The 6,058-nt window shown below is 70.3% G+C and carries 4 protein-coding genes; 1 reads left to right on the top strand and 3 read right to left on the bottom strand.

The window, feature by feature from the left end:
* Positions 1-80: 80 nt before the first annotated feature.
* The 3 genes from G6048_RS46260 to G6048_RS46250 all read right to left on the bottom strand — a co-directional run bounded on the left by G6048_RS46260 (position 81) and on the right by G6048_RS46250 (position 4,845).
* On the bottom strand, positions 81-1,532 hold the full coding sequence (locus tag G6048_RS46260; RefSeq protein WP_165345616.1) for an amino acid permease: 1,452 nt from the start codon (positions 1,530-1,532) through the stop codon (positions 81-83).
* Between the two features lie 235 nt (positions 1,533-1,767).
* The gene (locus G6048_RS46255) at positions 1,768-3,399 is read right to left on the bottom strand and encodes a PucR family transcriptional regulator (RefSeq protein ID WP_235991108.1); all 1,632 of its coding nucleotides are present in this window, start codon (positions 3,397-3,399) and stop codon (positions 1,768-1,770) included.
* A gap of 216 nt (positions 3,400-3,615) precedes the next feature.
* A complete protein-coding gene (locus G6048_RS46250) occupies positions 3,616-4,845 on the bottom strand; it encodes a PP2C family protein-serine/threonine phosphatase (RefSeq protein WP_165345615.1) in 1,230 nt (409 codons plus the stop codon).
* 400 nt (positions 4,846-5,245) lie between these two features.
* Between G6048_RS46250 and G6048_RS46245 the strand changes: the two genes are divergently transcribed.
* Positions 5,246-6,028 carry a polysaccharide lyase family 7 protein gene (locus G6048_RS46245; RefSeq protein ID WP_165345614.1) on the top strand — a complete coding sequence of 261 codons (783 nt, stop codon included), beginning with the start codon at positions 5,246-5,248 and terminating at the stop codon, positions 6,026-6,028.
* The last annotated feature ends 30 nt before the right edge of the window (positions 6,029-6,058 follow it).

The following is a 6,058-nucleotide window of genomic DNA, read 5'->3' as shown; positions in this document are numbered from 1 at the left end:
GGTCTGGGGGCGCAGCCCCCAGTTACGGGAAGGGGCGGGCCTGGGGAAAGAAACCCCACGCCCGCCCCAGCCGGGCAGCGCTACCGCGAAGCCAAGCTGTCCGCGTCCCGCCGGGAACGCTCCCGCACAAACGAGATCGCGATCACGATCGCAGCCACAAGCACCGACAGCAGCACCTGACTGCGCCCGCCCCCCTCCTTCTCATCCGTGAGCATGTACAGCAGCACGAACGAGATCATCCCGATCGTCGCCCACGTCAGATACGGGAACAGCCACATCCGTACAACAAGCTTCTCGGGGCTCTCCCGCAGGATGATCCCCCGCATCTTCAGCTGCGAGAAGCAGATGACCAGCCAGACGAAGAGCGCGACCGCACCAGAGGAGTTCAGCAGGAACTGGAACACGGTGTCCGGCCACAGATAGTTGAAGCCGACCGCCACGAAGCCGAAGACCACGGAGGCCAGGATCGCGGCCTGCGGAACGCCTCGCGTGTTCGTCTTGACGAAGGACCGCGGAGCGTCACCGCGCTGGCCGAGGGAGAAGGCCATCCGGGAGGCCGTGTAGAGGCCGGAGTTGAGACAGGACAACACCGCGGTCAGCACGATGAAGTTCATGATCTGACCGGCGTGCGGGATGCCGATCGCGTCGAGGGCGGCGACGTACGAGCCCTTCTTGGCGATCGAGGGGTCGTTCCACGGCAGCAGGGCGACCACGACGAGGATCGAGCCGACGTAGAAGACACCGACCCGCCAGATCACGCTACGGGTCGCCTTGGCGACCTGCCGCTGCGCGTCCGGGGATTCGGCGGCGGCGAGGGTGACGATCTCGCTGCCCATGAAGGAGAAGACGACCAGCAGGATGCCGGTGAGGATCGCGCCGGGCCCTTCCGGGAGGAAGCCGCCGTGCGCGGTGAGGTTGCTGAATCCCGTGTCGGCGTCGGAGCCGGGCAGTATGCCGAAGATGGCCAGCCCGCCGAGCACGATGAAGCCCGAGATGGCGACGACCTTGATGCCCGCGAACCAGAACTCGAACTCGCCGAAGGAGCCGACCGAGGCCAGGTTCGTGGCGGTGAGCACCACCATCACGATCAGCGCCCAGGCCCACTGCGGTACGGCTGGCACCCAGCTCTCCAGGATCACCGCACCCGCGGTCGCTTCTACCGCGAGCACGACGACCCAGAAGAACCAGTACAGCCAGCCGATCGAGAACCCGGCCCAGCGGCCGAGTGCCCGGTCCGCGTAGGCGGAGAAGGAGCCGGAGGACGGGTTGGCCGCGGCCATCTCGCCGAGCATGCGCATCACCAGGACGACGAGGGCGCCGACCAGTGCGTACGACAGGAGAATGCCGGGTCCGGCGGCGGCGATACCGGAGGCGGAGCCCACGAAGAGCCCGGCGCCGATCACACCGCCGATGGCGATCATGGACAGGTGGCGGTTCTTGAGACCGGCCTTCAGACCGTCCTGCTCCGGAGGCTGGCCGCTGGCGGGTGGAGCGGTGTCAGGGGCCAGGGGTTCAGGGGGACGTGTAGTCATGTCGACATCCATTGGTGGTTGGGAGGAGTGCCGTGCGGGGTCGCTCCGCTGGGGATGCGGTACTGCACCGGACCTCGGCAAGTCCGCTTGGGTCGCCTCGATGGCAGGGGACGAGCGCCATCACTTGCGGAAATGGATTTGCGCCAGCGTATGAGGGGCCATAGGGGTACGGGTTTGTGAAGGCTGAACAAACTCGTCCTCGATGGCTGTACGTCCGGCCAATGCGGAACCGGACTCAGTCCGAGGGCGGCAGCCTCAGCTGGAGCATCGCCAGCAACCGCTGATCGGGGCGGCTGAGATCCAGACCGGTGAGTTCCTCGGCCCGGCGCAGGCGGTAGCGCAGGGTGTTGGGGTGCACGTGGAGCTGCGCGGCGGCGGCCCGTATGTCACCGAAGAAGTTCAGGTACGTCAGAAGCGTCTCGGAGAGGCGCCCCTGGTGCCGGCTGTCGTGCGCGACCAGGGCGGTCAGCCGTGGATCCCGTATCTCGGGGTGCGCGGCGAGCAGCGTCAGCATCTCGCTGACCAGCACTTCCGCCTGGATGTCGGGCAGCGCGGCGACCGCGGCGGACACCCCGGCGCTCACCATGGCGTCGAGGATGCGATCCGCCTCCCGGCGCGACTCGGGTACGGCCCCGAGGCCCGGCACCAGGCAGCCGACCGAGCCGCGCAACGGCAGCCCCAGGTGGCGGCGCGCCGCGTCGGTGATCTCCAGGGCCCAGCCGCGCAGGGTGTCCGTGTCGATGCTGCGGGGCAGTTGCGGCAGGAGCACGTAGATACGGGAGTCGACCTGGGTGACCAGGGAACTGCGGTGCCGGGCGGCGATGTGCACGGAGACCAGGTTGGTGACCTCGGTGTGGGCCAGCTCCGGTGCGGCGACGGCGTCCCCGGCCTCGTACGCCTCCGCGGTCCCGTGCGAGAAGCCCAGCACGGCGGCCGGGCGTGCGGTGTCGAAACCCAGGTGGGTGGCCAGCGGCTGCGGTCCGGTGCTGCCGTCCATGAGTCCGGCGAGCAGGGTCCGGACGAGCGTCACGTCGTCCGAGAGCTCCCGGCGGCGGCGTACGAGATGCAGCGCGGCGACGCGGGCGGCGCCCAGCAGCGCCTGGCGCGAGCGTTCGGACAGCGGCGTCGAGCTCTCCTGCACCCAGATGGTGCCCAGCTGCCGGTCACCGGAGCGGATGGCCACCGCGAGCCGGCGGCGGATGCCCAGCTCGGGGTGGCTGTCGATGGCGATCACCTCGTCGCTGGAGTGCAGGTGCTGGAACACGCCCCACTCGCGCAGCTTCGCGAGGTACGCCTCCGGTCCCTGCCAGCCGAGGATGGAACGCCGCCGCAGATCGTCGGCCTCGTCGGAGTCGGTGGTGCGGGAGTACGCCAGTACGCGGTTCGCGGCGTCCTCGATGCTGACGATGCCGCTGGTGAGGATGGCTGTGGTCTGGGCGAGCGAGAACAGGTCGCCCTCCTCGGCCGCCGCGCCCGGGTCGTCCGGCGGTGCGTCGTCCAGGGCGGCGCGGGCCAGTGCGCTGACCTGCTCCCAGCGGGCCTCGCCGCGTAGAGAGAGCAGGGCGACGCCGGCCTCGGTGGCGGTTTCGCTGAGGCCCGCGGCCTGGGCGGGCGCGTCCAGCTTGACCACGACGGCGGTGGCGCGGTCCCGGCCTGCGGCGCGCAGGGCGGGGAAGGCGGCCCTTCCTCGGGAGCCGATCGCCAGGACCAGGTCGCCGGGGTGGGCGGTCGGGGGGTCCTCGGGGTCGAGCAGGGTGACTCCGTGGATCTCTACGTCCAGGCCGGCGGGGGCGGCCTGGACCTCGAGCAGCGAGTCGCCCAGCGCCATGACCAGCTGGCGGAGGGTGATGCTCGCGGCTGGGTCCATGGTTCGCCTTCTTCTGGGTTCGTTGTCGGATGCCGGGTGCCTCCGGCGGTGGGGCGGCTGCGGGTTCAGTGTGGCGGGTCGCGCCCCGCGGCGGAGCCGCATATTGATACAGCCCCGCGCCCCTTGGGTGCGTGGTGGGTGCGGGGCCGCGGGCGGGCCGGTGCGTCAGCCCGTCGCCAACAGGGCATACGAGGCGTCCCGCCCAACCGCCGGAGGCTACAGGCGGATCACGACCAGCGCCGTGTCGTCCGTGCTGCCCGTCGACGGGTGCAGGTCCGCCAGGAGGGCGTCGGCCAAGGGCTCGGGGTCGGACTTGCGGTGGCGGGCCAGGGAGTCGGCGAGGCGGGCCAGGCCGGTGTCGATGTCCTCGGTGCGGCGTTCGACCAGGCCGTCCGTGTACAGGACCAGGATGGCGCCTTCGGCGAAGGACAGGTCGGCCTGGGGGCGGCGGACATGTTCGGGGCTGACGCCGAGCGGCGGGTCGGTGGCCCCGTCGAGAAAGGTCACGGTGCCGTCGGGGTGGAGCAGGGCCGGCGGAAGGTGACCGGCACTGCTGTAGGTGATGGTGTGGCTGTTCCAGTCGATGAATGCCTTCACCGCGGTGGTCGACTCGGCTCCGTCGATGAAGCGGGCGTACAGGCCGAGGACCTCCAGTGCCTGCGCCGGGCCTTCGGCGACCAGGGCAGCCGCGCTGAGTGCACTGCGCAGCTGTCCCATCACACAGGCGGCCGCGAGCCCGTGGCCGACGACGTCACCCACGGCGACCGAAATGCGGTTGCCGGGCAGTTCGACCAGGTCGTACCAGTCGCCGCACACGTTCAGGGCCCCGATGGCGGGCCGGTAGCGCACGGCCACTCGGTGGTTCCCGAGCGGGCGGGGAGTGGGCAGCAACGCCGCCTGCAGGGCCAGTGCGACCTCGCGTTCGCGGGCGTGCGCGCTACGGAGGCGTTCGTTGACCTGCTGCAGTTCACGGGAGCGGGTGTAGAGCTCGGCCTCCAGCACACGGGCCTGTCGGTCGCCGCCCGGGCCGCCGCGGGCGCGGATGAGTTCGGTGACCTCCTCCACCCGGTGCACGATCAGCGCTACGTTCCCGTCGGGGCCGAGGACGGGTGCGTTGACCGGGCTCCAGTAGTGCACCTGCCAGTGGCCGGGGCGCTGGGGGTCCTCGATGTCGTAGCGGAGCAGCGCCATCGTGTCGCGCTCGCCGGTTTCCACGGCCCGCAGCATCGACTCCCGGGTCTCCCGCATGCCGGCCGCGGCCGAGTCGTTCGGGTTCTCCGGGAAGACGTCGAAGATGTAGCGGCCCAGCAACTGCTCACGGGTGCGCCCGGCCAGTCGCAGGAAGTCGTCGTTGGCGTCCGCGTACACAAGGTCGGGGGTAAGCAGCGCCACCATGCCGGGAAGCGCCCGGAAGACGGCCGCGTAATCGATCTGCGGTTCCCTCATGAGCTGCCCGCCTCGACGCCGACCGTTCAGTGTGCTTCCACGATAGAAGCGAACGGTGCGGGCGGCCCGGGCACGGCGGCGGGCGGTTCCGGCAGCGCCCCTCAGGGGAGCGGGGCTGTGGCATCTGCGGCTCCGCCGAGAGTGGGGAGCGACCAGCCCACGACGGACCCGCAGCTTCGGCCGCTCCAGCGAGTCCGTGTCGTCCCTGCGAAGTACGGACCGGTTCGCGCGTACGGCGACCGAAGCAGGCCACTGCCGGCACAGGCACGACGACGAGAGGGCCCTCGCACGGGGAGCGAGTTGACGGTCTGAAGGGCATGGGTTCGGGGACCGGTCCCGAGCGCGACGGCTTAGGGTGCGCGGCGGCCGTACCGAAGTCCCCGACCGTGAGGAACCCTCTATGCCCAGCACCCGGACGCTCGTACTGGCGGGCATCACCGCGGCCGTCTCGACCGCCGCGTTCACGCTGTCCGCGCAGGCCGCCACTTCGCCCTCGTACGCGCCGGCCGGCGCCCGGTGCGCGTACCCGGCGGACGTCCTCGACCTGACGAACTGGAAGCTGACCCTGCCCACCGGCGAGGACGAGGACCCCACCGAGATCACCCAGCCCAAGCTGGCGACCTTCTCCGCCAAGCCCTGGTTCCGGGTCGAGGACGGCTGTGACGCGGTCCTGTTCCGGGCCGCCGTCAACGGTGTGACGACCGGAGGCTCCAGTTACCCGCGCGCCGAGTTGCGGGAGATGACCGACAACGGCGCGGACGAGGCCGAGTGGTCCACCACGGAGGGCAAGCACACGCTCGTGGTCAACGAGGCGTTCATGGCGCTGCCCAAGGAGAAGCCGCAGGTGGTCGGCGCGCAGGTGCACGGCGGGGACGACGACGTCACGGTCTTCCGTCTCGACGGCAAGAAGCTCTACATCACCGACGGCGACGACAGCCGCCACCACCTCGTCACCGAGAACTACAAACTGGGCACCGAGTTCGAGGCCAAGTTCGTGGCGCAGGACGGGGAGATCGACGTGTACTACAACGGCGAGCTGGAGACCACGATCGAGCACGACGGCGACACCAACTACTTCAAGGCCGGCGCCTACACCCAGGCCAACTGCGACAACTCCGACCCGTGTTCCAAGGGGAACTACGGCGAGGTCCGCATCTCCGGCATCAAGGTCACGCACTCCTGACGGACGGACGGACGAACGGGAGGGCGGGCG

Source organism: Streptomyces ureilyticus (assembly GCF_011045025.1).
GTDB classification, from domain to species: Bacteria; Actinomycetota; Actinomycetes; order Streptomycetales; family Streptomycetaceae; genus Streptomyces; species Streptomyces ureilyticus.
This window is presented reverse-complemented; position numbering and strand designations above follow the sequence as displayed.